Below are 20,516 nucleotides of genomic sequence, written 5' to 3'. Positions count from 1 at the left end.
TCGCGGCGTCTAGTCGCCCTTCACGAACTTCGCGAACGCATCTGCGTAATCCGGGTGCCAGCGCGACAGCGGCGGGCGGTTCTCCACGATATCGCCGGCGGCCCAGAGCATGCGCTTTTCGTCGAGCGTGCGGGGCACGTCGTTGTCCGGGCACAGGATGTAGAAATCACCGGCCTCGAGCCGGGCAATCATGAAGTCGACGGTCTGCTCGGGCGTCCAGGCTCCCGCCGGCTTCTCGGTGCGGCCCTTGGCGGTGAGTCCCGTGAAGACGAAGCCCGGAATGAGCAGATGCGCCGTGATGTGGCAGTCTCTCGTGTTGCGCAGCTCATGCTGGAGCGCTTCCGTGAAAGCCTTCACGCCGGCCTTCGAAACATTGTAGGCGGGATCGCCGGGCGGCGTGGTGATGCCCTGCTTCGAGCCGGTGTTGATGATCAGGCCGGCCTTGCCGCGCGCGATCATGTTGGGCGCGAAGATGCGCGAGCCGTTGATGATGCCCCACATGTTGACGGCGATGATGCGCTGCCAGTTATCGGGCTCGCCAAACAGCGTGCTGCCGGGCTGGATGCCCGCATTGTTCATGAGGATGTCGGTCCCGCCGAAATGCGCGCCCACGGCGCGTTCCAGTTCCTTCACGCTCTCGGCGCGGCTGACATCGGCGACGAATGTCATCACATGTGTGGCGGCCGTGACGGATGACAGTTTTGTTGCGGCCTCGGCCAGTCGTGTCTGGTCGACGTCGGCGATGCACACCTTCATTCCCGCGCGTGCGAAGGCCATGGCGGCGGCGAGGCCGATGCCGGATGCGCCCCCGGTGATCACGGCGACATTGCCCTTGGCGATGACGGGATGCGACATGGCTCATTCTCCGGGAAGGGGCGTCAAGTTCGGTCGAGCTATAACATGGCGTTCGCGCGACCCTGCACAAGTCGGCATGGGAGGTCTTCGTTCCACGCCGCCTTTACGCCCTTCCGGCACCGCTGTATTCTCTCTGACCTAACGATCCCGCCCAGATCGAACCCAATCAATCACCTGACAGGGAGTGCAGCCATGGCTGTGTCGCAGGCTATTCCGATCACGCGCCACCCGTTCGCCAATGGGTCCTACAAGCAGATGCTGATCGACGGGAAGTGGGTCGATGCCGCCTCCGGCAAGCGCTTCGAGACCCGCAATCCCGCGACCGGTGAACTGCTCGCGACCGTCGCCGAGGGCGACAAGGAAGACATCGACCGTGCGGTCGCCGCCGCTCGCCGCGCCTTCGAAGGACCCTGGAGCAAGGTCAAGCCGTTCGAGCGCCAGAACCTGCTCCTGAAGCTTGCCGACCTCGTCGAGAAGAATTTCGACGAATTGTCGCAGCTCGACACGCTCGATATGGGCGCGCCACTCAGCCGCACTCGCGCCTATCGCCTGCGTGCCGTCGGCATGCTGCGCTATTACGCCGGCCAGACCACCGCGATCCATGGCGAGACCATCGAGAACTCGCTGCCGGGCGAAATCTTCTCCTACACGCTGAAGGAGCCGATCGGCGTCGTCGGCGCCATCGTCCCCTGGAACGGCCCGCTCACCGCGACGATCTGGAAGATCGGCCCCGCGATCGCGACCGGTTGCACCGTGGTGCTCAAGCCCGCCGAAGAGGCGCCACTGACCTCGCTGCGCATCGCGGAGCTTGCGATGGAGGCGGGCATTCCGCCCGGCGTCGTCAACGTCGTGCCCGGCTATGGCGAGACCGCGGGCGCTGCGCTCGCCTCGCACCACGACGTCGACAAGGTCGCCTTCACCGGCTCGCATGTCACAGGACAGTCGATCATCCGCGCCTCGGCCGGCAACCTCAAGCGCGTCTCGCTCGAGCTTGGCGGCAAGTCGCCGGACATCGTGTTCGCGGATGCCGATCTCGATGCCGCCGTGCCCGGCGCTGCGATGGCGGTGTTTGCCAACTCCGGCCAGATCTGCAGCGCCGGCACGCGCCTGTTCGTCGAGCAGTCGATCTACGAGGAGTTCGTCGGCCGCGTCGCCGAGTTCGGCAAGAAGCTGCAAGTCGGCAACGGCCTCGATCCCAATGTGCAGATCGGCCCGCTCGTCTCCGAGCAGCAGCTCGAGCGCGTCACCGGCTATCTCGACATCGGCCAGAAGGAAGGCGCGCGAGCGCTCGCCGGCGGCGGCCGCGTGACCGAAGGCGCACTGTCGAAGGGCTTCTTCGTCTCTCCAACCGTGTTCGCGGGCGTGCAGGATAATATGCGCATCGCGCAGGAGGAGATTTTTGGTCCCGTCATCTCCGCGATCGCGTTCAAGGACATGGACGAGCTGGTCAAGCGCGCCAACAACACCACGTTCGGCCTCGGTTCGGGCTTGTGGACGCGCGACGTCAGTAAGGCGCATGCCGTTGCGAAGAGCCTGCGCGCCGGCTCGGTGTGGGTGAACTGCTACCAGGCGATGGATCCGGCCGTGCCCTTCGGCGGCTACAAGATGAGCGGTTACGGCCGCGAGTCCGGCAAGCAGCACGTGGAGGAGTATCTCAACGTGAAGGCCGTGTGGATCAAGACGGCGTAGCGCGGTTCCGCGTTCACGCCGCCACTTCGCCTCTCCCCGCTTGCGGGGAGGGGCCGGAATGCGCGCGTAGCGCGGATTCCGGGTGAGGGGAGTCTCCGCGACTCCAGCTCTCACCGTGATTGCGGAGGCGGCCCTTCACCCCGACCCTCTCCCCGTAAGAACGGCGAGAGGGAGAAGAGGCACCCTCTTTTCACGGCGTCGCTTCCCCTTATATGATCATCATCCTTCCATAGCCACTTTGGGGCCCACATGAAATTTCCGGCGTTGTTCAAACCGTTGCAGGTCGGTCCGTACAAGCTGGCGCATCGCGTCGCGATGGCGCCGCTGACGCGCATGCGCGCCGAGCGCGACAGCTTTTCGCCGCGACCGCTCAATGCCGAATATTACGGCCAGCGCGCGACACCGGGCGGCCTGATCATCGCCGAAGCCTCGCCGGTGCTCTCGCACGGCCGCGGCAACCCGGCAACGCCCGGCATCTATTCGGACGCGCAGATCGCCGGCTGGCGCAAGGTGGTCGATGCCGTGCATGCCAAGGGCGGCATCATCTTCCTCCAGCTCTGGCATGTCGGCCGCGTCTCGCATTCCTCCTTCCACGGTGGCGCGCTGCCGGTTTCGGCCTCGGCAATTGCGATCAAGGCCGAGGGCATGAAGGCGATGACGGCCGACGGCAAGATCGCCGACTACGAGACGCCCCGCGCGCTGGAGACGGACGAGGTCAAGGGCATCGTCGAGGCCTTCCGGCAGGGCGCGAAGAACGCGCTCGCCGCCGGGTTCGACGGCGTCGAGATCCACGGCGCCAACGGGTATCTGCTCGAGCAGTTCCTGCAATCGCGCAGCAACCAGCGCACCGATCAATATGGCGGATCGATCGAGAACCGCGCGCGGCTTCTGCTCGAAGTCACGCAGGCCGCGATCGACGTCTGGGGGGCAAACCGCGTCGCCGTGCGGCTGTCGCCGCACGGCATCGCCAACGATTCCGGCGAGCCCGATCCGATGCCGCTCTACACCCATGTCGTGAAGGCGTTCGACAAGCTCGGTCTCGCCTATCTGCATTTCATCGAGCCGCGCTCCAGTGGCGCCGGCCGTGCCGACGTCCACTGGGAGAACGTGCCCTCGGCGATGGTGCTGTTCCGCCCGCTCTACAGCGGCGTGCTGATGACGGCCGGCGGCTTTACCGGCGAGACCGCGAATGCGGCAATCGCCGACGGCCATGCCGACATCATCGCCTTCGGCCGCATCTTCATCTCCAACCCCGATCTGCCGCGGCGCCTTCGGCACGATTATCCGATCACCCCCTACAATCGCGCCACGTTCTACGGCGGCGAGGAGAAGGGGTATACGGACTATCCGGCGTATGACGAGCTGACGCCGGCGTAGGCGTTCTCATCCGTCATTCCGGGGCGCGACGAAGTCGCGAGCCCGGAATCCATCGGGCCGCATACCTGGAGGTGGGATGGATTCCGGGCTCGATGCTTCGCATCGCCCCGGAATGACGAGCTTGATTTGTTGCGCGACCGTCAACACAATTTCCGTCATTGCGAGCGCAGCGAAGCAATCCAGAGTCTTCCCGTGGAGGCGGTCTGGATTGCTTCGCTACGTTCGCAATAACGACGGAGGGACCTACCATGGCCAAAGCCGCAGCCGCCGCAGGTATAGCCACCGGCCAATGCCTCTGCGGCAAGGTCACCTTCGAGATCGACGTTCCCGCGCGCTGGGCCTGGCACGATCATTCCGCCAGTAGCCGCCGCGCCCATGGCGCGGCTTACGCGACCTATGTCGGCAGCTGGAAGAAGCGCTTTCGCATCACCTCCGGCAAGACTGCGCTCACGCGCTACGAGGACAAGGCAACGAAGACTGCGCGCAGCTTCTGCTCGCATTGCGGCACGCCGATCGCCTACGAGCGCCCGCGGGGCCCGCACATGGTCAACATCCCGCGCGCCCTGTTCAAGGAGCGCACCGGCCGCCAGCCGCTCTATCACATCGCGATCGAGGAGCTCCAGGAATGGGCCTATACCGGCGAGCCGCTGGTGCCGCTGAAGGGCTTTCCCGGTGTGGTGTGGCAGCGCTCGAAAAAGAAGAAGCGCGCGAGCGGCGAGGACTTCTTCGAATTGGGACGGAACGAAATGTAACGCAAGTTGCTCACTCCGCTCGTGCCCCGGACGCAGCGCAGCACCCCTTCGGTGATGCGCTGCTGAACCGGGGCCCATCTGACAGCGGTGTCGGTGCGCGATGGGTCCCGGCTCTGCGTCGCAACGCTACGCGCTGCGTCGCGTCCGGGACACGAGAGTGATCGACGCGCGCCCACGCAACGCAGCCATGACCGCGCTTCCTTGCGCGGCTCCCGCGATTTCGGCCATCATGCCTCCGTCCTTGCGGCAACGCCCGCTTCTGGAGGAAACATGAAGAACAAGATCACCGGCCGTTCCGCCTTTCTCGCGCTGCTCAAGGACGAGGGCATCACGCATCTGTTCGGCAACCCCGGGACCACCGAGCTGCCGATCATGCATGCGCTGAAGGATCATCCCGATCTCACCTATGTGATGGCGATGCAGGAGAGCCTGGTGGTGGCGATCGCCGATGGCTACAGCCGCGCCTCCGGCAAGCTCGTCGCCTGCAACGTCCATGTCGCGCCCGGCCTCGGCAACGCCATGGGCTCGCTCTACAACGCCCAGTTCACGGGCACGCCGATCATTTTGACCGCGGGCCAGCAGGAGCAGGGCCACGGCCTGATGGAGCCGGTGCTGTACGGTCCGCTGGTGCGCATGGCCGAGCCGCTGGTGAAATGGGCGGTCGAGGTGACGCGGCTGGAGGATCTGCCGCGCATCGTGCGCCGGGCCGCCAAGGTCGCGATGACGCCGCCGACCGGGCCGGTGTTCATCTCGCTGCCCGGAGACATCCTCAACAGCGAAGCCGGTATCGATCTTGGCCGCTCCACCCGCATCGACGCGCGCACCAGGCCGTCGGACGAAGCGCTGAAGGCCTTTGCCGCGCGGCTGCTCAAGGCCGAACGTCCTGTCATCGTCACCATGGACGAGGTGGTCAAGAGCGATGCGCTGAAGGAGGCGGCCGAGCTCGCCGAGCTACTCGGCGCTGCCGCCTATCAATCCTCGACCGCCTATGGCTCGCACTTCCTCTCGGAAAGCCCGAGCTTCGTCGGCACGCTGGCGCGCGTCCAGAAGGTCGCGCGCGATACGCTCGCGCCCTACGATCTCCTGGTCGCGCTCGGTGGCGATCCCGTGCGCATGTCGGTCTATAGCGAAGTCGACCCGCTGCCGGACGGATTGCCAATTCTGCAGGTCGGCCTCGTCGACTGGGAGATCGCCAAGAATTTTGGCGCGGAGATTGCGCTGAAGGCGGACGTCAAGGAAACGCTGCGCGCACTGATTCCGGTGCTGAGGGAGATCGGCGGCCCGGCACTGTCGCAACGCGCCAGCCAGCGTCTCGCCGAGCTCGCGCCGAAGAACTGGAGCGCGCGCCGCGCCGCTTTGGTCGAGCAGATCGGCAAGAGCGCGGGGCGCACGCCGATCGATCCCGACTATCTGGTGCTGCACATGGTGGAGGCCATGCCCGAGAACGCCATTCTCGTCGATGAAGGCCTCACCTCCAGCCGCCAGATCACGAACCTGCGTCCGCACCGCGATCGCTTCGACTATCACGGCCTTGCCTCGGGCGGCATCGGCTGGGGCCTGCCGGCATCGGTTGGCGTCAGCATCGCCAATCCGGACCGTCCCGTGGTGTGCTTCTCCGGCGACGGCAGCGCGATGTATTCGATCCAGTCGTTATGGACGGCGGCACATCACAAGCTGCCGCTCAACGTCGTCATCGCCAACAATGGCGGTTATCGCATCATCAAGCAGCGCCTGCTCGCCTTCCACGGCGACGACAATTATGTCGGCATGGATTTCGTCGACCCGCCGGTGGATTTCGCCGGTATCGCGAAGGCGCTGGGCTGCGAGGCGATCAAGATCAGTGACCCCCGCGAGCTGAAGGCGACGCTGTCGTCGGCGTTTGGCCGGCCCGGGACGAAGCTGATCGAGGTGATGGTGGATGGGAAGGTGTAGGGGGATGTCACCTGCGGCACTAGTGCTCGCCGCATCTCAGTCGTCATCACCCGCGAAGGCGGGTGATCCAGTATTCCAGAGGCGGCGGTGATGGAGTCGAGACGCCGCGGCGTACTGGATGCCCCGGTCAAGCCGGGGCATGACAGCGCATGTAGTGGCGCCTACCCCGTCTTCCCCACCCGATACCCTGCCGCCGGATGCGGCGCACTGAGCCGCGCGCGGCCATCGCCGAACAGCTTCTCCCGCAATGTGCCTTTTGTGTATTCCGGCTTGTACCGCCCGCGCCGCGTCAGCTCCGGCACCAGCATGTCGGCGATGTCCTCGAAATCGCCGGGCGAGATCGCGAAGGCGACGTTGAGGCCGTCGACGTCGGTCGCCTCGAACCATTGCTCGATCTTGTCCGCGACCATCTCGGGCGTACCGACCACGACGGGGCCGGCGCCGCCGATGCCGACATGCTCGATGACGTCGCGCACGGTCCAGACGCGGTCGGGGTCGGCGCGGGTGACGTTGTCCATGGCGCTGCGGCCGGCATCGTTCTGGACGTGGCGGACCTGCTGGTCGAGGTCGTAGCCGGAGAAGTCGACGCCGGTCCATCCCGACATCAGCGCCAGCGCGCCTTCAGGGCTGATGTGGCGGCGGTAGTCGGCGTATTTCTCCTTCGCCTCGGCTTCGGTCCGGCCGAGGACGATCGTCATCATCGAGAACATCAGGATCTCGGCCGGATTGCGGCCGAGCGCGGCGGCCTCTTGCCGGATCGCGGAGACGCGCGGTGCGATCACCTTGGCTGACGGCCCCGACATGAACACGCATTCGGCGTGACGCGCCGCGAACTGGCGGCCACGCGGCGAGGTGCCGGCCTGGTACAGCACGGGCGTGCGCTGCGGCGACGGTTCGCTGAGGTGAATGGTGTTGTTGATACGATAGTTCGCGCCCTCATGATTGACGCGATGAACCTTTGCGGGATCGGTAAAGATACCGCGCTTGCGATCGCGCAGCACGGCATCGTCCTCCCAGCTCCCTTCCCAGAGCTTGTAGACGACCTCCATATATTCGTCGGCGATGTCGTAGCGGTCGTCATGCCCGGTCTGCTTGTCCTTGCCGGCGCCGCGGGCGGCGCTGTCGAGATAGCCGGTGACGACGTTCCAGCCGATCCGCCCCTCGGTGAGATGGTCGAGCGTCGACATCCGCCGCGCGAAAGGGTAGGGCGGCTCGAAGGACAAATTGCTGGTGACGCCGAAACCGAGATTTTGCGTCACCGCCGCCATCGCCGAGAGCAGGAGCAGCGGCTCGTTCGACGGCGTCTGTGCTGCATTGCGCAAAGCTGCGTCAGGGCTGTTGCCATAGACGTCGTAGACGCCGAGCACGTCGGCCAGGAACAACCCGTCGAAGCGGCCGCGCTCTAGCGTCCTGGCAAGGTCGATCCAGTAGGGCAGGCGGTTATATTCGGCGGTGCGGTCGCGCGGATGGGTCCACAGGCCCGGCGACTGGTGTGCGACGCAATTCATCGCAAAGGCGTTGAGCCTGATCTGCTTGGCCATGATGGTCCCCCCGGCGCTCTGTACTGAGCGCTCTTCGAATGATAGACGTGCGCCACAACTTGGCGAAGTTCTTGCATATAACTGGGCCTTGGCAAGGCCAAAATCAGCGGCGCTGCTGCGCTTGGCAAGCCAATCTCAAGAGAGCAAGAACGAAATCCCAAGAGAACTACAAGAGAACTCGAAGAACTATCCAACTCCCCGCCACTTTCGAAGGGCTGCCTGTCTCGGGTAACGTCCTTCGTCGCAAAACCTCGAAAAACAAGTCATGACCAGAGCCGACGCCATCGCCCGTGCCCGTGAGGATTTCAAATCGGGCGCGTTCCTCGCCGAACTCGACCGCCGCGTCGCCTTCAAGACCGAAAGCCAGAATCCGTCGCGTGGCGCCGAGTTGCGTGCCTATCTGGAACAGGAGATGCAGCCGGCCTTCGCCGCGCTCGATTTTCAAAGCCGTATGGTCGAATCCCCCAGCGGCAAGGCGCCGTTCCTGTTCGCCGAGCATCACGAGAGCGCGTCCGCCCCGACCGTGCTGATTTACGGCCATGGCGACGTCGTCGACGGCATGGAAGGCGAATGGCGCGACGGCCGCGATCCCTGGCGCACGACGGTTGCGGGCACGCGCCTCTACGGCCGCGGCACCGCCGACAACAAGGGCCAGCACAGCATCAACATGGCGGCGCTCCGCGCGGTGCGCGAGGCCCGCGGCGGCAAGCTCGGCTTCAACGCCAAATTCATCGTCGAGATGGGTGAGGAGATCGGCTCGCCCGATCTCGGCAAGGTCTGCGATCTCAATCGCGATGCGCTCAAGGCCGATCTGTTCATGGCTTCCGACGGACCGCGCCTGTCGGCAGATCGCCCGACACTCTTCCTCGGCTGCCGTGGCGGCATCCGTATCCATCTCGACGTGAATTTGCGCGACGGCGGCCACCATTCCGGCAATTGGGGCGGCGTGCTCGCCAATCCCGCGACCATTCTGGTCAACGCGATCTCGACGCTGGTCGATGGCCATGGCCGTCTCCAGCTCGATGCCCTGAAGCCGCCGCGGCTCACCAACCAGATCCGCAGCTATCTTGCCGATGTGCAGGTCGTCCCGACCGAGGACGAGCCGGCGCTGGCGGAGAACTGGGGCGAGGAGGGATTGTCAGCGGCCGAGCGGCTCTATGCCTGGAACACGCTCGAAGTGCTGGCGATGTCCTCGGGCAATATCGAGAAGCCGGCGAACGCCATTCCCGGTCACGCCAATGCCGTGCTGCAACTGCGCTTCGTGGTCGGCACCAAGGTCGACGGCCTGATCGAGGCCGTCCGCGCGCATCTGGTCGAGAAGGGCTTTCCAATGGTCGAGGTGCGGGCCGCACAGAGCTTTGCGGCCTCGCGTACTGATTTCGACAGCCCCTGGATCAAATGGGCGGCGGATTCGGTGCGAGAAACGACCGGCAAGGCGCCGGCGGTGCTGCCGAACTTCGGCGGCTCGCTGCCCAACGACGTATTTTCCGAGATCCTGGGCCTGCCGACGATCTGGGTCCCGCACTCCTATCCCGGTTGCTCCCAGCATGCGCCCAATGAGCACATCCTGCTGCCATTGACCGAAGAGGCCTTGACGGTGATGGCCGGGCTGTTCTGGGATCTTGGGGAATTGCCCAAGCCACTGACCTGAGCCACTGACCTGAGCCACCGACCCTGAGCCATTAACCTGGGCCGCAATCCAGCCGAAAGTCACATTCTAATCCGGGCCGATTTGTGCTTGCATCCGGCCGCATCATCCTGAAAGGGGAACAAAAAAGTGAAGCATTTCCGTCACATCGGGCTCGCGCTCGCCGCGACCTTCGCCGTCAGCCAGGCCGGGGCCCAGGAGCTGACCGGCACGCTGAAGAACATCAAGGACACCGGCGCCATCACGCTGGGCTTCCGCGACTCCTCGATCCCGTTCTCCTATCTGGACGACAACCAGAAGCCCATCGGGTTCGCGATGGACATCTGCTACAAGATCGTCGACGCCGTGAAGAAGGAGCTCAAGCTCGACAAGCTCGAGGTCAAGCTCAATCCGGTCACCTCGGCGACGCGTATTCCGCTGATGGCCAACGGCACCATCGACCTCGAATGCGGCTCGACCACCAACAATGCCGAGCGCCAGAAGCAGGTCGCCTTCACCAACACCCACTTCCTGACCGCCAGCCGCTACGTGTTCAAGAAGTCGAGCGGCCTGAAGTCGATCGACGACCTCAAGGGCAAGACGGTGGTCTCGACCGCCGGCACCACCAATATCAAGCAGCTCACCGAGGCCAACGTTGCGAAGGGCCTCGGCGCCAACATCATCCCGGCCAAGGACCATGCTGAGTCCTTCCTGATGGTCGAGACTGATCGCGCGGTCGCCTTCGTGATGGACGACATCCTGCTCGCGAGCCTTGTTGCCGGCTCCAAGTCGCCGGACGACTACGTCATCTCCAAGGACGCGTTCTCCAAGCCCGAGCCCTACGGCATCATGCTGCGCAAGGACGACGCGCCGTTCAAGAAGGTGGTCGATGCGGCGACCGCCGCGCTCTACACCTCGGGCGAAGGCCAGAAGATCTATGAGAAATGGTTCACCCAAAAGATTCCGCCGAAGGGCCTCAACCTCAATTCGCCGATCTCGACCGAGCTGAAGAACGAGTTCGCGAAGCCCACGGACTCGCCGAACCCGGACGACTATAAGTAAGCTGAGTTGTTCGCCTCTCCCCGCTTGCGGGGAGAGGAAGCAAATTCCGGCCATTCTGGAGGGAGTGGCCGGACATTTGCATAGACGCCGAAGACCTCTCTTGAGACATCTATGATTGGCGCGTTCGCGCGGGGGACACGTGAACTACCACTGGAACTGGGGAATTTTCTTCGAGCCGAACCCGATGGGGACCGGCACCTATCTCGACATGCTGCTGTCGGGGCTGGTGCTGACCCTGAAGACGGCGGTTCTTGCCTGGATCATCGCGCTGGTCTTCGGCTCGCTGGTCGGCGTCATGCGCACGCTGCCCTCCAGGGCGGCTTACTGGTTCGGCTTCTGCTGGGTCGAGTTCTTCCGCAACATGCCGCTGCTGGTGCAGCTGTTCCTGTGGTACTTCGTGCTGCCGGAATTGTTGCCGAAGGCAGCCGGCACTTGGCTGAAGCAACTGCCGAACGCACCGTTCTGGACCGCAGCGATCGGCGTCGGCCTCTTCATGTCGGCGCGTGTCGCCGTGCAATTGCAGGCCGGCATCGGCTCGTTGCCGCGCGGGCAGAAGATGGCCGCAACAGCGCTCGGCCTGACCACCGTGCAGGGCTATCGCTATGTGCTGCTGCCGATGGCGTTCCGCATCATCCTGCCGCCGCTGACCTCCGAGTTCCTCAACACCATCAAGAACACGGCGGTCGCCATCACCATCGGCCTGCTCGAGCTGACCGGACAGGCGCGCTCGATGCAGGAATTCTCGTTCCAGGTGTTCGAGGCCTTCACCGCAGCGACCCTGCTCTATCTCCTTGTCAACGCCGTCGTCGTGACCGCGATGCGCTTCCTCGAGCGCTACGTCGCGATCCCCGGCTACATCACGGGGAAATAGCGCCATGTTCGGTAATCTCGATTTCGAGGTCATCCGCCGCGCGCTGCCCTATCTGTTCTACGAGGGCATGACGTTCACGGTGACCCTGACGGCGCTGGCCGGCCTCGGCGGCCTGATCTTCGGCACCGCGATTGCGCTGATGCGACTGTCGGGCTTCAAGGTGCTCGGGCGCATCGCCGGCATCTATGTCGACTTCATGCGCTCGCTGCCGCTGGTGCTGGTCATCTTCTGGTTCTACTTCCTGGTGCCCTATATCGGGCAGTGGGTGACCGGCGCGTCGCGGCCGATCAGTGTCGGTGCGTTCGCTTCCTCGCTCATCACCTTCATCATGTTCGAGGCGGCGTACTTCTCCGAGATCATGCGCGCCGGCATCCAGTCGATCTCGCGCGGCCAGCCGGCCGCCGCCAACGCGCTCGGCCTGACCTACGCCCAGACCATGCGCTACGTCGTGCTGCCGCAGGCGTTCCGCAACATGCTGCCGGTGCTGCTGACGCAGACCATCGTGCTGTTCCAGGACACCTCGCTGGTCTACGTGCTCTCGATCCCGGACTTTCTGGGCGCGGCGAGCAAGGTCGCGCAGCGCGACGGCCGCCTGGTCGAGATGTACCTGTTCGCCGCCGTCGTCTACTTCACCATCTCCTGTGTTGCGTCCTTCGGCGTTCGTCGCCTCCAGGCGCGCATCGCCATCATTCGATAGAGCGTGTCGGTCATGATCGAAATCAGCCACGTCAACAAATGGTACAGCCCGAGCTTCCAGGTGCTGACCGACTGCACCACCAGCGTCACCAAGGGTGAGGTCGTCGTGGTCTGCGGTCCCTCGGGTTCGGGCAAGTCGACGCTGATCAAATGCGTCAATGCGCTGGAGCCGTTCCAGGAGGGCGACATCAGCGTCGACGGCACCAAGGTCAACGATCCCAAGACCGATTTGCCGAAGCTGCGCTCGCGCGTCGGCATGGTGTTCCAGCACTTCGAGCTGTTTCCGCATCTCAAGATCATCGAGAATCTCTGCCTTGCCCAGCAGAAGGTGTTGGGACGGTCGTACGACAAGGCGGTGGCGAAAGGCATGCAGCTACTGGATCGCGTCGGCCTCAAGGAGCAGGCGCAGAAATTTCCGGCCCAGCTCTCCGGCGGCCAGCAGCAGCGCGTTGCGATTGCGCGCGCGCTCGCGATGGATCCGATCGTCATGCTGTTCGACGAGCCGACCTCGGCGCTCGATCCTGAAATGGTCAGCGAGGTGCTCGACGTCATGGTCGATCTCGCCCGCGAAGGCATGACCATGATGGTCGTCACCCACGAGATGGGCTTTGCCCGCAAGGTCGCCAACCGCGTGATCTTCATGGATCGCGGCGAGATCGTCGAGGACGCGGCGAAGGAGGATTTCTTCGGCAAGCCGCGTAGTGACCGCGCGCAGAAGTTCCTGTCGAAGATTCTGTCGCATTAGCTCCATTGTCATTCCGGGATGGCCCGAAGGGCCAGGCCCGGAATCCATCGGGCGTCAGTCTCCGAGGTGAGATGGATTCCGGGCTCATTCGCTTTGCGAATGCCCCGGAATGACGGATCGAGGGTTTATCAGGCTCGCTAAATCTCCTATACCGGTGGCCAAATCCCCCTTCTCGCCAGGAGACCTGCCTTGGACTCGATCGCTTACGTCAACGGCTCATTCGTCCCGCTCTCGGAAGCCAAGATCTCGGTTCTCGACCGCGGCTTCCTGTTCGCCGACGGCATCTATGAGGTCTCGGCCGTGCTGGGCGGCAAGCTGGTCGACAACGCTTCGCACCTGGCGCGGCTGGAGCGTTCTGTCGGCGAGATCAGCTTGAGGTTGCCGGAGACGGTCGAGCGCATCACCGAGCTCCAGAAGGAGCTGATCGCGCGCAACAAGCTCGAGAGCGGCCTCGTCTATCTCCAGGTCACGCGCGGCGCCGACAAGGGCCGCGACTTCCCGTTCCCCAAGGGGGAGGTTAAATCGAGCCTGGTGATGTTCACCTCGGAAAAGGACATCATCAATGCTGCCTCGGCGAAGAGCGGCATCAACGTGATCACCGTCCCCGACATCCGCTGGGAGCGGCGTGACATCAAGAGCGTGGCGCTGCTGGCGCAGGTGCTGGCGAAGCAGGCCGCGGCGGAAGCCGGCGCAGGCGAAGCCTGGATGCTGCAGGATGGATACGTCACCGAGGGCGGTTCATCGTCAGCGTTCATCCTCACCAAGGACGACGTCATCGTCACCCGCAAGAACTCCAACGCGATCTTGCCGGGCTGTACCCGCAAGGCCGTCATCGCGCTCGCGGAGGAACGTCAGCTTCGCGTCGAGGAGCGGTCCTTCACGGTCGCCGAGGCGCTCGCCGCCAAGGAAGCTTTCATCACCTCGGCCTCGTCGTTCGTGCAGCCGGTGGTCGCAGTTGATGGCAAGAAGATCGGCGAGGGCAAGCCCGGCCCGATGGCGACGCGTCTGCGCGAGATCTACGTGGAATTCGCCAAGGCGACGGCGGTTTAGGACGCACCTCAGGTGTCATCGCCCGCGAAGGCGGGCGATCCAGTACGCCGCGGCGGTTGTTATGAACTTCGCTGTCTCTGGAATACTGGATGCCCCGCCTTCGCGGGGCATGACAGTTGAGAGTGCGGTGGCGGCGTTGCGTCCAGCACCCCGCCCCTGACACCATCCCTCACGCAACCGACGCCTTCACCTTCACCGGATGCACCGCCCGGAACGCGATCGCGATTCTGTTCCAGGCATTGATGGCCCCGATCAGCATCGTCAGGTTCACCGTCTCCGCGTCGGAGAACTGCGCACGGACCTGCTCGTAGACGTCGTCGGGCGCATGCGTCTCGGAGATCAGCGTCACCGACTCGGTCCAGGCCAGCGCGGCGCGCTCGCGGTCGGTGTAGAGCGGGGATTCGCGCCAGGCGTTGAGCAGATAGATCCGCTGTTCGGTCTCGCCGCGCTTGCGGGCGTCCTCGGTGTGCATGTTGATGCAAAAGGCACAGCCGTTGATCTGCGACGCCCGGATCTTGACGAGCTCGATCAGCGATTTTTCGAGGCCGGTCGACTGGATCTGCTCTTCCAGCGCCATCAGCGCTTTCATCGTGTCGGGGGCGGCCTGGTAGAAATTCATGCGAGGCTTCATGGTCGTTCTCCTTTGGCTGGGTTGATATCAGTGGGCTCCACCGGCCGAGGTCTGGCCGGGCTTCTTCAGGAAGAGGACGGCGATCAGGGCCACGATCAGCGCCAGGCCGAGCAGGTAGAAGGTGTCGCTGAAGGCCAGGATATAGGCCTGCTTCTGCACGATATGGCCGATTGCGACAAAGGCACGATGCGACGCATCCGCACGATCGAGAATGCCGTGATTGACGAAATATTGGGCGAGCTGTTCCAGCCGCGTGCGGGTGGCCTGCTCGAACACCGAGACCGACTGCATCAGCACGTTGGAGTGATACTGCTCGCGCTTGGTCAGCACGGTCTGGAGCAGCGCGATGCCGACGGCGCCGCCGAGATTGCGCATCATGTTGAACAGGCCGGAGGCTGAGCCCGCATTCTCGGGCTCGATGCCCGACGTTGCGACCGCCGACAGTGGGGCCATGACGAGCGCCTGTCCGATCGCGCGAACGATATTGGGCCACAGCAGCTGGTCGGCGGCGTAGTCGTTGGTCATGTAGATGTTCATGAAGTTCGAGGCCGCGAACAGGACGAAGCCGACGCCGATGATGATCCGCGCGTCGAAGCGCTGCATCAGGCGTGGCACCAGCGGGATCAACACGAGCTGCGGCAGTCCGGTCCATGCCAGAACCATGCCGATCTGCTCGGCATTGTAGCCCTGGATGCGCGCCAGATATTGCGGCAGGATGAACACCGAGCCGTACAGCGCGATGCCGAGCAGGAAGTTCGCGAGCATGCCGAAACCGAAATTGCGGCGCACCAGCAGGCGCAGGTTCAAGAGCGGCTTCTTCACGGTGAGCTCGATCATCAGGAAGGCAGCCAGCGCGACGGCCGCGATGACGGACAATTTCACGATGAAAGGCGAGCCGAGCCAGTCGTCCTTGTTGCCTTCCTCCAGCACGGTCTGAAGCGCGGACAGGCCGATCGCCATGGTGATGATGCCGGCCCAGTCGCCTTCGCGCAGCAGCGCCAGCTTCATCGGCTTGGCGTCTAGCGCGTACCAGAGCATGCCGACCATGATCGCGCCGGGTGCAAGGTTGACATAGAAGATGTACTGCCAGCCGAAATTCTCGGTGAGATAGCCGCCGATGGTCGGGCCGATCGCGGGCGCGAACGTCGCCGACAGCGCGAACAGCGCAAGGCCCACCGGCTGCTTGCCGCGCGGCAGCAGCGTAATGATGAGCGTGAAGGCCATCGGGATCAGCACGCCGCCGGTGAAGCCCTGGACAGCGCGCAGCACGATCATCTGCGGCAGGTCCTGCGCCAGCGCGCATGCCGCGGACAAAAGCAGGAACAGGATGGCGTTGGTGAGGAGATAGATGCGGATCGAGAACACCTGGGCGAGCCAGCCCGACAGCGGGATCACCACGATCTCGGCGATCAGATAGGACGTCGAGATCCAGCCACCGTCGTCGATGCCGGCACCGATCGCGCCCTGGATGTCGGCGAGCGAGGCGTTGACGATCTGGATGTTCAGCACCGCCATGAAGGCGCCGAGCGTCGCGCCGATCACCGCGATCCAGGTCTTGGCCGACACGGCCGGAGTCGTGGGAGCTGCGGCCGGGGCGGGGAGGTTGGCAGCGGAGGCAGCGTTGACGGTCGGTTGGAGCGTGCTCATGGAAGCCTCGTCTCGGTTATGGAGACAGGATGCATTAGGCGGATGGTTTCGATAATCGGCGGAGTTCTGGAAGGATCATCCGGCAGAGTTTGACAATCCCGCCGCATGCCCCTCGACGTCAGCCGCCGTTCGGGCGAGAGGTATTGTCGGCGAGACGCTTCGCCGTCTCGCGCTCGGCCAGCACCGCCTGCTTGGTGTCAACGGTCGGCACGGCCGACATGCCGGGCCGTAACAGGCCGGTCAGGCTGTGATCGTCGAGCACGATCTTCACCGGGACGCGCTGCACGATCTTGGTGAAATTGCCGGTGGCGTTGTCGGGCGGCAGCAGTGCGAATTCGAGCCCGCTGGCCGGCGACAGGCTGTCGACATGACCGCGCAGGGTCTGGCTGCGGAAGCTGTCGACGCGCAGCTCGACAGGCTGGCCGGGACGCACATGGGTGAGCTGCGTCTCCTTGAAGTTGGCGACCACATAGACCGCATCCAGCGGCACCACCGCCATCAATTGCGTGCCGGCCTGCACGTATTGGCCGACGCGCAAGCTACGGGCGCCAACCGTGCCGTCCACCGGTGCGGTGATCTCGGTATAGGACAGGTTCAGCCGCGCCTGGTCCGCGACGGCGCGGGCGCGTTCGAGCTGGGCCGTGGCTTGGGCGCGCTGGGTGGTGAGCACGTCGACCTTGCGCTGTGCGGCCAGAAGGCCCGATTTGGCGTGCTGCAATTGCGCGTTGCTGGCGCGCAGTGCCGCATCGGTCTGCTGTGCGCGCTGGATCGTGCCGGAGCCCGACTTCATGAGATCGTCGTAGCGGGCGCGCTCCTCCTGGGCGAATTTCAGATTGGCGTCCGCAGCCGTGATATCGGCCGTGCTCTGCTCGATGATCGGCTGTTGCAGTTCGAGCTGGGCATCGAGGTTGCGCACGGAAGCCTCCGCGGCGGCGACATCGGCGCGGGCCTGATCGAGCGCCGCCTTGAAGTCGCGATCGTCGATCCTGGCCAGCACCTGGCCGGCCTTGACCTTTTCGTTGTCGCCGACCAGGACCTGCGCGATGTAGCCGGAAACCTTCGGCGCGACGATCGTGGAGTCCGCCTTGACATAGGCGTCGTCGGTCGTCTCGAGATAACGGCCGTTGGTCCAGTAGTCGTGTCCGTAATAGGCGATCGCTGCCGTGCCCGCGAGGAGCGCGAGCGCCAAGGCCGCGGGCCGGAGCTTGTTACGGACCGGCACACGCAACGGCGTCTTGGAATAATCTTGAGTAATTTCAGTTGCTTGCTGAAAGTTTTCGGTGCGGGGCATCTCGGACATGACGGTCTCCTATCGGCTGGCACGGACTATCGGTCTTTCCAGTTCGAGCGATAATCGGCGAAATGCTGGAAGGATTATCCACTCGGGGTGGATAGTCCGGGACCTCGCCTGAGGTGCGTATGGTCTACCCAACCGGACGTGCGACTGCCCCAGAGCGATTGCCGCGCCTGTCGAGCGATTGCTGCTAACGCACGCACCAATGCCGCACGCGAGGCGATCTGATAGATAATCGGGGCGAATACCTTGAGATTATCGATCAAGAGCGGATAATCAGGCGGCATGGACCGATTGACCAGCCTCGAAGTCTTCAGCCGGGTGGTCGAGACCGGCGGCTTCTCTGCAGCGGCCCGCAAGCTCAACATGTCGACCACCATGGTGAGCAATCACGTTCAGGCGCTGGAAGACCGGCTCGGGGTGAGGCTGCTTCAGCGCACCACGCGCAGGGTCAACCTCACCGAGATCGGCAAGGCTTATTACGACCGCTGCGTCCAGATCCTCGCCGATATCGAGCAGGCCGACGATATCGCGAGCGCGCTGCAATCGACGCCGCGCGGGACGCTGCGCATCCACACCGCCACCCATATGGTTCCGTTCGTGGCCCCAGTGATGGCCGAATTTCTCGCGGCCTATCCGGAGGTCAAGGTCGATTTGCGAATGGGCGAGACCAATGTCGACCTGATCGAGGAGGGCTTTGACCTCGCGCTGCGCATGATCGCGCCGCCCGACTCGAGCCTGATCGTGCGGAGCCTGGCGACCTGGCGACATGTGCTGTGCTGCTCGCACGCCTATATCGAGGCGCATGGCCGCGTGCAGAAGCTCGAGGATCTCGCCGGGCACAATTGCGTGCGCCACATCAACTATCCCTTCGACGAGTGGCGCTTCTTCGATCGCAAGGGCACGCCGGCCTCCGTGCGGGTATCAGGCAATCTCATCACCAACAGCGGCGAAGCCCTGCGCGAGGCCGCGCTACAGGGTGCAGGCATCAGTCTGGCGGCCGGATTTCTGGTCGGCGACGATCTCGATGCCGGCCGGCTGGTGCGCCTTCTGCCCGAATATCGGCCGGTGGAGATGTCGATGAACGCGGTCTATCCACATCGCCATCATCTGTCGGCGAAGGTCAGGACCTTCATCGATATGCTGGTGGAGCACAGCGCCGAACAGCAGAAGCTGATCAATCCGTATTCGTGAAGCTGGCGCGTCAGGCCGTAGGGTGGGCAAAGGCGCGTTTGCGCCGTGCCCACCATCTCTTCCGCGAATTTGGAAGAGGTGGGTACGCTTCGCTTTGCCCACCCTACGATCGCGTCAACGCGGTGGCGGCAATCGTCCAAATACGGCGTCAAGCGCCATCCCGATCGCGAGCAGGCGGCGATCGCTGCCTGCCGGGCCGTCCAGCTCGAGACCTATAGGCAATTTGCTTGTGGCGCCGAGCGCGATCGGAAGTTGAATGCCGGGAATGCCGGCATTGCTGCCGGGATCGGTGTTCTGGATGAACAGGCCGAAATTTTCGAGACTGCTGGAGTCGGGATTGGAGGGAATGGCGACGCGCGGCGTGGTCGGGAAGGCGATAGCGTCGAGCCTATTCCCGGAAAACGTGTCGCTGTAGAGCGCCTGCAGCGCGGGTCGCGCGGTCCTGATCACCGCGTCATAGATCGGCTTGGCGTCGAGCAGCGTGTTGTCGGGGCCGGGCAGTTTGCGCGGGATGACGAGGCCGTCATAGGTGCCCTTCACGTCGGGGCTGGCGATCTCCTTTGCCAGCGCCTCGATGGTGAGGCCGGTGCCGGTGTGCGCGAGATAGGCGACCATGTCGTCATAGGCTTCGTACAGTGCGACGGGAAAGCCGACCTGACCGTTGAGCCCGGCAAGCTGCGGCATCTCGATCTCGACCACAGTGACACCCTGTGCCTTCATTAACGCGACGGCCGCCTGGAATGCGGCCTCGGTGTCGGCATCGAGATTGGTCAGCATCGAGCTCACGATGCCGATCCGCACCTGCTTCAGGTCAGCCGGCACAACGTCGTCGCCACCCGCGATGACGCGGTCGAGCAGCGCGACATCGGCGATGGTCGCGGCCATCGGCCCTGCCGTGTCGCGGGTGTGCGAGATCGGAGCAATGCCCTCTTGCGGATAGCGGCCGACGGTCGGGCGCAGCGAGGCGCACCCGTTCAGCGCGGCCGGCACCCGGACCGATCCGCCCGTGTCCGTACCAAGCCCGCCCGCGACGATCCGCGCCCCGAGCGCGGCACCCGTGCCTGACGAGGAGCCGCCCGCGATGAGCGTGCGATCATAGGCGTTGCGTACGCCGAACTCGGCGCCGGTCTTGAATGCGGTGTTGTAGCCGGAGATGCCGAAGGCGAGTTCGTGCATGCTGGTCTTGCCGATGATGATTGCGCCGGCGGCGCGCAGTCTAGCTGCGACCGGCGCATCGGTCTTCGGCACGTAATCCTTCAGCGCGGGCGTGCCGGCACTACAGGGAAGCCCGGCCACCTCGATATTGTCCTTGATCACGATGGGAACGCCGCCGAGCGGCTTGCTCCTGTCGCCGCTTGCGTCGAATGCAGCTGCGGCCTTCAAGGCGCCGGCTTCGTCCAGTGTGACGAAGGCGTTGAGATCCATGTTGGCTTTGGCGCGGGCAAGAGCTTCCGAGGTGAGCGCGGTGCTCGTGACTTTCCCGGCGCGAAGGTCGGCCGCGGCCTGGGTCAGGGTCAACTGGTCGAAATCCATGATGCGTCACCCGATTGCCG

At 64.3% G+C, this 20,516-nt stretch carries 17 protein-coding genes; 11 read left to right on the top strand and 6 right to left on the bottom strand.

What is annotated here, in order from left to right; all coding sequences use genetic code 11:
• Nucleotides 1–9: 9 nt before the first annotated feature.
• Nucleotides 10–855 carry an SDR family NAD(P)-dependent oxidoreductase gene (locus XI09_RS36875; protein WP_271571268.1) on the bottom strand — a complete coding sequence of 282 codons (846 nt, stop codon included), beginning with the start codon at nucleotides 853–855 and terminating at the stop codon, nucleotides 10–12.
• Between the two features lie 192 nt (nucleotides 856–1,047).
• Between XI09_RS36875 and XI09_RS36870 the strand changes: the two genes are divergently transcribed.
• The 4 genes from XI09_RS36870 to XI09_RS36855 all read left to right on the top strand — a co-directional run bounded on the left by XI09_RS36870 (nucleotide 1,048) and on the right by XI09_RS36855 (nucleotide 6,605).
• A complete protein-coding gene (locus tag XI09_RS36870) occupies nucleotides 1,048–2,544 on the top strand; it encodes an aldehyde dehydrogenase family protein (RefSeq protein ID WP_271571267.1) in 1,497 nt (498 codons plus the stop codon).
• A 249-nt stretch (nucleotides 2,545–2,793) separates the two neighbouring features.
• On the top strand, nucleotides 2,794–3,921 hold the full coding sequence (locus XI09_RS36865; RefSeq protein WP_271571266.1) for an alkene reductase: 1,128 nt from the start codon (nucleotides 2,794–2,796) through the stop codon (nucleotides 3,919–3,921).
• Nucleotides 3,922–4,169: 248 nt separating this feature from the next.
• The gene (locus tag XI09_RS36860; protein WP_271571265.1) at nucleotides 4,170–4,673 is read left to right on the top strand and encodes a GFA family protein; all 504 of its coding nucleotides are present in this window, start codon (nucleotides 4,170–4,172) and stop codon (nucleotides 4,671–4,673) included.
• A gap of 270 nt (nucleotides 4,674–4,943) precedes the next feature.
• Nucleotides 4,944–6,605 (top strand): thiamine pyrophosphate-binding protein, encoded by a 1,662-nt coding sequence (locus XI09_RS36855; protein WP_271571264.1) that lies wholly within the window; start codon nucleotides 4,944–4,946, stop codon nucleotides 6,603–6,605.
• Nucleotides 6,606–6,766: 161 nt separating this feature from the next.
• Here XI09_RS36855 and XI09_RS36850 read toward each other — a convergent pair whose 3' ends face one another.
• On the bottom strand, nucleotides 6,767–8,146 hold the full coding sequence (locus tag XI09_RS36850) for an LLM class flavin-dependent oxidoreductase (protein ID WP_271571263.1): 1,380 nt from the start codon (nucleotides 8,144–8,146) through the stop codon (nucleotides 6,767–6,769).
• Nucleotides 8,147–8,411: 265 nt separating this feature from the next.
• Here XI09_RS36850 and XI09_RS36845 point away from each other — a divergent pair, with 265 nt between their 5' ends.
• The 6 genes from XI09_RS36845 (at nucleotide 8,412) to XI09_RS36820 (ending at nucleotide 14,197) form a co-directional block, all read left to right on the top strand.
• The gene (locus tag XI09_RS36845; RefSeq protein ID WP_271571262.1) at nucleotides 8,412–9,797 is read left to right on the top strand and encodes a M20 family metallopeptidase; all 1,386 of its coding nucleotides are present in this window, start codon (nucleotides 8,412–8,414) and stop codon (nucleotides 9,795–9,797) included.
• A 126-nt stretch (nucleotides 9,798–9,923) separates the two neighbouring features.
• The gene (locus XI09_RS36840; protein ID WP_271571261.1) at nucleotides 9,924–10,835 is read left to right on the top strand and encodes an amino acid ABC transporter substrate-binding protein; all 912 of its coding nucleotides are present in this window, start codon (nucleotides 9,924–9,926) and stop codon (nucleotides 10,833–10,835) included.
• Between the two features lie 139 nt (nucleotides 10,836–10,974).
• Nucleotides 10,975–11,706, top strand: coding sequence for an amino acid ABC transporter permease (locus XI09_RS36835; protein ID WP_271571260.1), 732 nt, complete (start codon nucleotides 10,975–10,977; stop codon nucleotides 11,704–11,706).
• 4 nt (nucleotides 11,707–11,710) lie between these two features.
• The gene (locus XI09_RS36830; RefSeq protein ID WP_271571259.1) at nucleotides 11,711–12,403 is read left to right on the top strand and encodes an amino acid ABC transporter permease; all 693 of its coding nucleotides are present in this window, start codon (nucleotides 11,711–11,713) and stop codon (nucleotides 12,401–12,403) included.
• A gap of 12 nt (nucleotides 12,404–12,415) precedes the next feature.
• On the top strand, nucleotides 12,416–13,147 hold the full coding sequence (locus XI09_RS36825; RefSeq protein ID WP_271571258.1) for an amino acid ABC transporter ATP-binding protein: 732 nt from the start codon (nucleotides 12,416–12,418) through the stop codon (nucleotides 13,145–13,147).
• 189 nt (nucleotides 13,148–13,336) lie between these two features.
• Complete coding sequence (locus tag XI09_RS36820; protein WP_271571257.1) at nucleotides 13,337–14,197, top strand: D-amino-acid transaminase; 861 nt, start codon at nucleotides 13,337–13,339, stop codon at nucleotides 14,195–14,197.
• A gap of 169 nt (nucleotides 14,198–14,366) precedes the next feature.
• Here XI09_RS36820 and XI09_RS36815 read toward each other — a convergent pair whose 3' ends face one another.
• From XI09_RS36815 to XI09_RS36805, 3 genes are all read right to left on the bottom strand, one after another.
• Nucleotides 14,367–14,828 (bottom strand): carboxymuconolactone decarboxylase family protein, encoded by a 462-nt coding sequence (locus XI09_RS36815; RefSeq protein ID WP_007615070.1) that lies wholly within the window; start codon nucleotides 14,826–14,828, stop codon nucleotides 14,367–14,369.
• Between the two features lie 27 nt (nucleotides 14,829–14,855).
• Nucleotides 14,856–16,475, bottom strand: coding sequence for an MDR family MFS transporter (locus tag XI09_RS36810; RefSeq protein ID WP_271571256.1), 1,620 nt, complete (start codon nucleotides 16,473–16,475; stop codon nucleotides 14,856–14,858).
• A gap of 118 nt (nucleotides 16,476–16,593) precedes the next feature.
• Nucleotides 16,594–17,775 carry an HlyD family secretion protein gene (locus tag XI09_RS36805; protein WP_271571255.1) on the bottom strand — a complete coding sequence of 394 codons (1,182 nt, stop codon included), beginning with the start codon at nucleotides 17,773–17,775 and terminating at the stop codon, nucleotides 16,594–16,596.
• Between the two features lie 279 nt (nucleotides 17,776–18,054).
• Between XI09_RS36805 and XI09_RS36800 the strand changes: the two genes are divergently transcribed.
• Nucleotides 18,055–18,963 (top strand): LysR family transcriptional regulator, encoded by a 909-nt coding sequence (locus XI09_RS36800; protein ID WP_271571254.1) that lies wholly within the window; start codon nucleotides 18,055–18,057, stop codon nucleotides 18,961–18,963.
• 114 nt (nucleotides 18,964–19,077) lie between these two features.
• On the opposite strand, the gene iaaH is transcribed toward XI09_RS36800, so the two are convergent.
• Nucleotides 19,078–20,496: an indoleacetamide hydrolase gene (iaaH, locus tag XI09_RS36795; protein ID WP_271571253.1), complete on the bottom strand. Its 1,419-nt coding sequence runs from the start codon at nucleotides 20,494–20,496 to the stop codon at nucleotides 19,078–19,080.
• Nucleotides 20,497–20,516 lie beyond the last annotated feature (20 nt).

It is taken from the genome of Bradyrhizobium sp. CCBAU 11386 (assembly GCF_028128955.1).
In the GTDB taxonomy this organism is placed as follows: domain Bacteria; phylum Pseudomonadota; class Alphaproteobacteria; order Rhizobiales; family Xanthobacteraceae; genus Bradyrhizobium.
This window is presented reverse-complemented; position numbering and strand designations above follow the sequence as displayed.

What these genes read in the sequence shown, in the direction of transcription:
- XI09_RS36875 (WP_271571268.1), bottom strand. Translation starts at nt 855, where the DNA reads ATGTCGCATCCCGTCATCGCCAAGGGCAATGTCGCCGTGATCACCGGG.
- XI09_RS36870 (WP_271571267.1), top strand. Translation starts at nt 1,048, where the DNA reads ATGGCTGTGTCGCAGGCTATTCCGATCACGCGCCACCCGTTCGCCAAT.
- XI09_RS36865 (WP_271571266.1), top strand. Translation starts at nt 2,794, where the DNA reads ATGAAATTTCCGGCGTTGTTCAAACCGTTGCAGGTCGGTCCGTACAAG.
- XI09_RS36860 (WP_271571265.1), top strand. Translation starts at nt 4,170, where the DNA reads ATGGCCAAAGCCGCAGCCGCCGCAGGTATAGCCACCGGCCAATGCCTC.
- XI09_RS36855 (WP_271571264.1), top strand. Translation starts at nt 4,944, where the DNA reads ATGAAGAACAAGATCACCGGCCGTTCCGCCTTTCTCGCGCTGCTCAAG.
- XI09_RS36850 (WP_271571263.1), bottom strand. Translation starts at nt 8,146, where the DNA reads ATGGCCAAGCAGATCAGGCTCAACGCCTTTGCGATGAATTGCGTCGCA.
- XI09_RS36845 (WP_271571262.1), top strand. Translation starts at nt 8,412, where the DNA reads ATGACCAGAGCCGACGCCATCGCCCGTGCCCGTGAGGATTTCAAATCG.
- XI09_RS36830 (WP_271571259.1), top strand. Translation starts at nt 11,711, where the DNA reads ATGTTCGGTAATCTCGATTTCGAGGTCATCCGCCGCGCGCTGCCCTAT.
- XI09_RS36825 (WP_271571258.1), top strand. Translation starts at nt 12,416, where the DNA reads ATGATCGAAATCAGCCACGTCAACAAATGGTACAGCCCGAGCTTCCAG.
- XI09_RS36815 (WP_007615070.1), bottom strand. Translation starts at nt 14,828, where the DNA reads ATGAAGCCTCGCATGAATTTCTACCAGGCCGCCCCCGACACGATGAAA.
- XI09_RS36810 (WP_271571256.1), bottom strand. Translation starts at nt 16,475, where the DNA reads ATGAGCACGCTCCAACCGACCGTCAACGCTGCCTCCGCTGCCAACCTC.
- XI09_RS36805 (WP_271571255.1), bottom strand. Translation starts at nt 17,775, where the DNA reads ATGTCCGAGATGCCCCGCACCGAAAACTTTCAGCAAGCAACTGAAATT.
- XI09_RS36800 (WP_271571254.1), top strand. Translation starts at nt 18,055, where the DNA reads ATGGACCGATTGACCAGCCTCGAAGTCTTCAGCCGGGTGGTCGAGACC.
- iaaH (WP_271571253.1), bottom strand. Translation starts at nt 20,496, where the DNA reads ATGGATTTCGACCAGTTGACCCTGACCCAGGCCGCGGCCGACCTTCGC.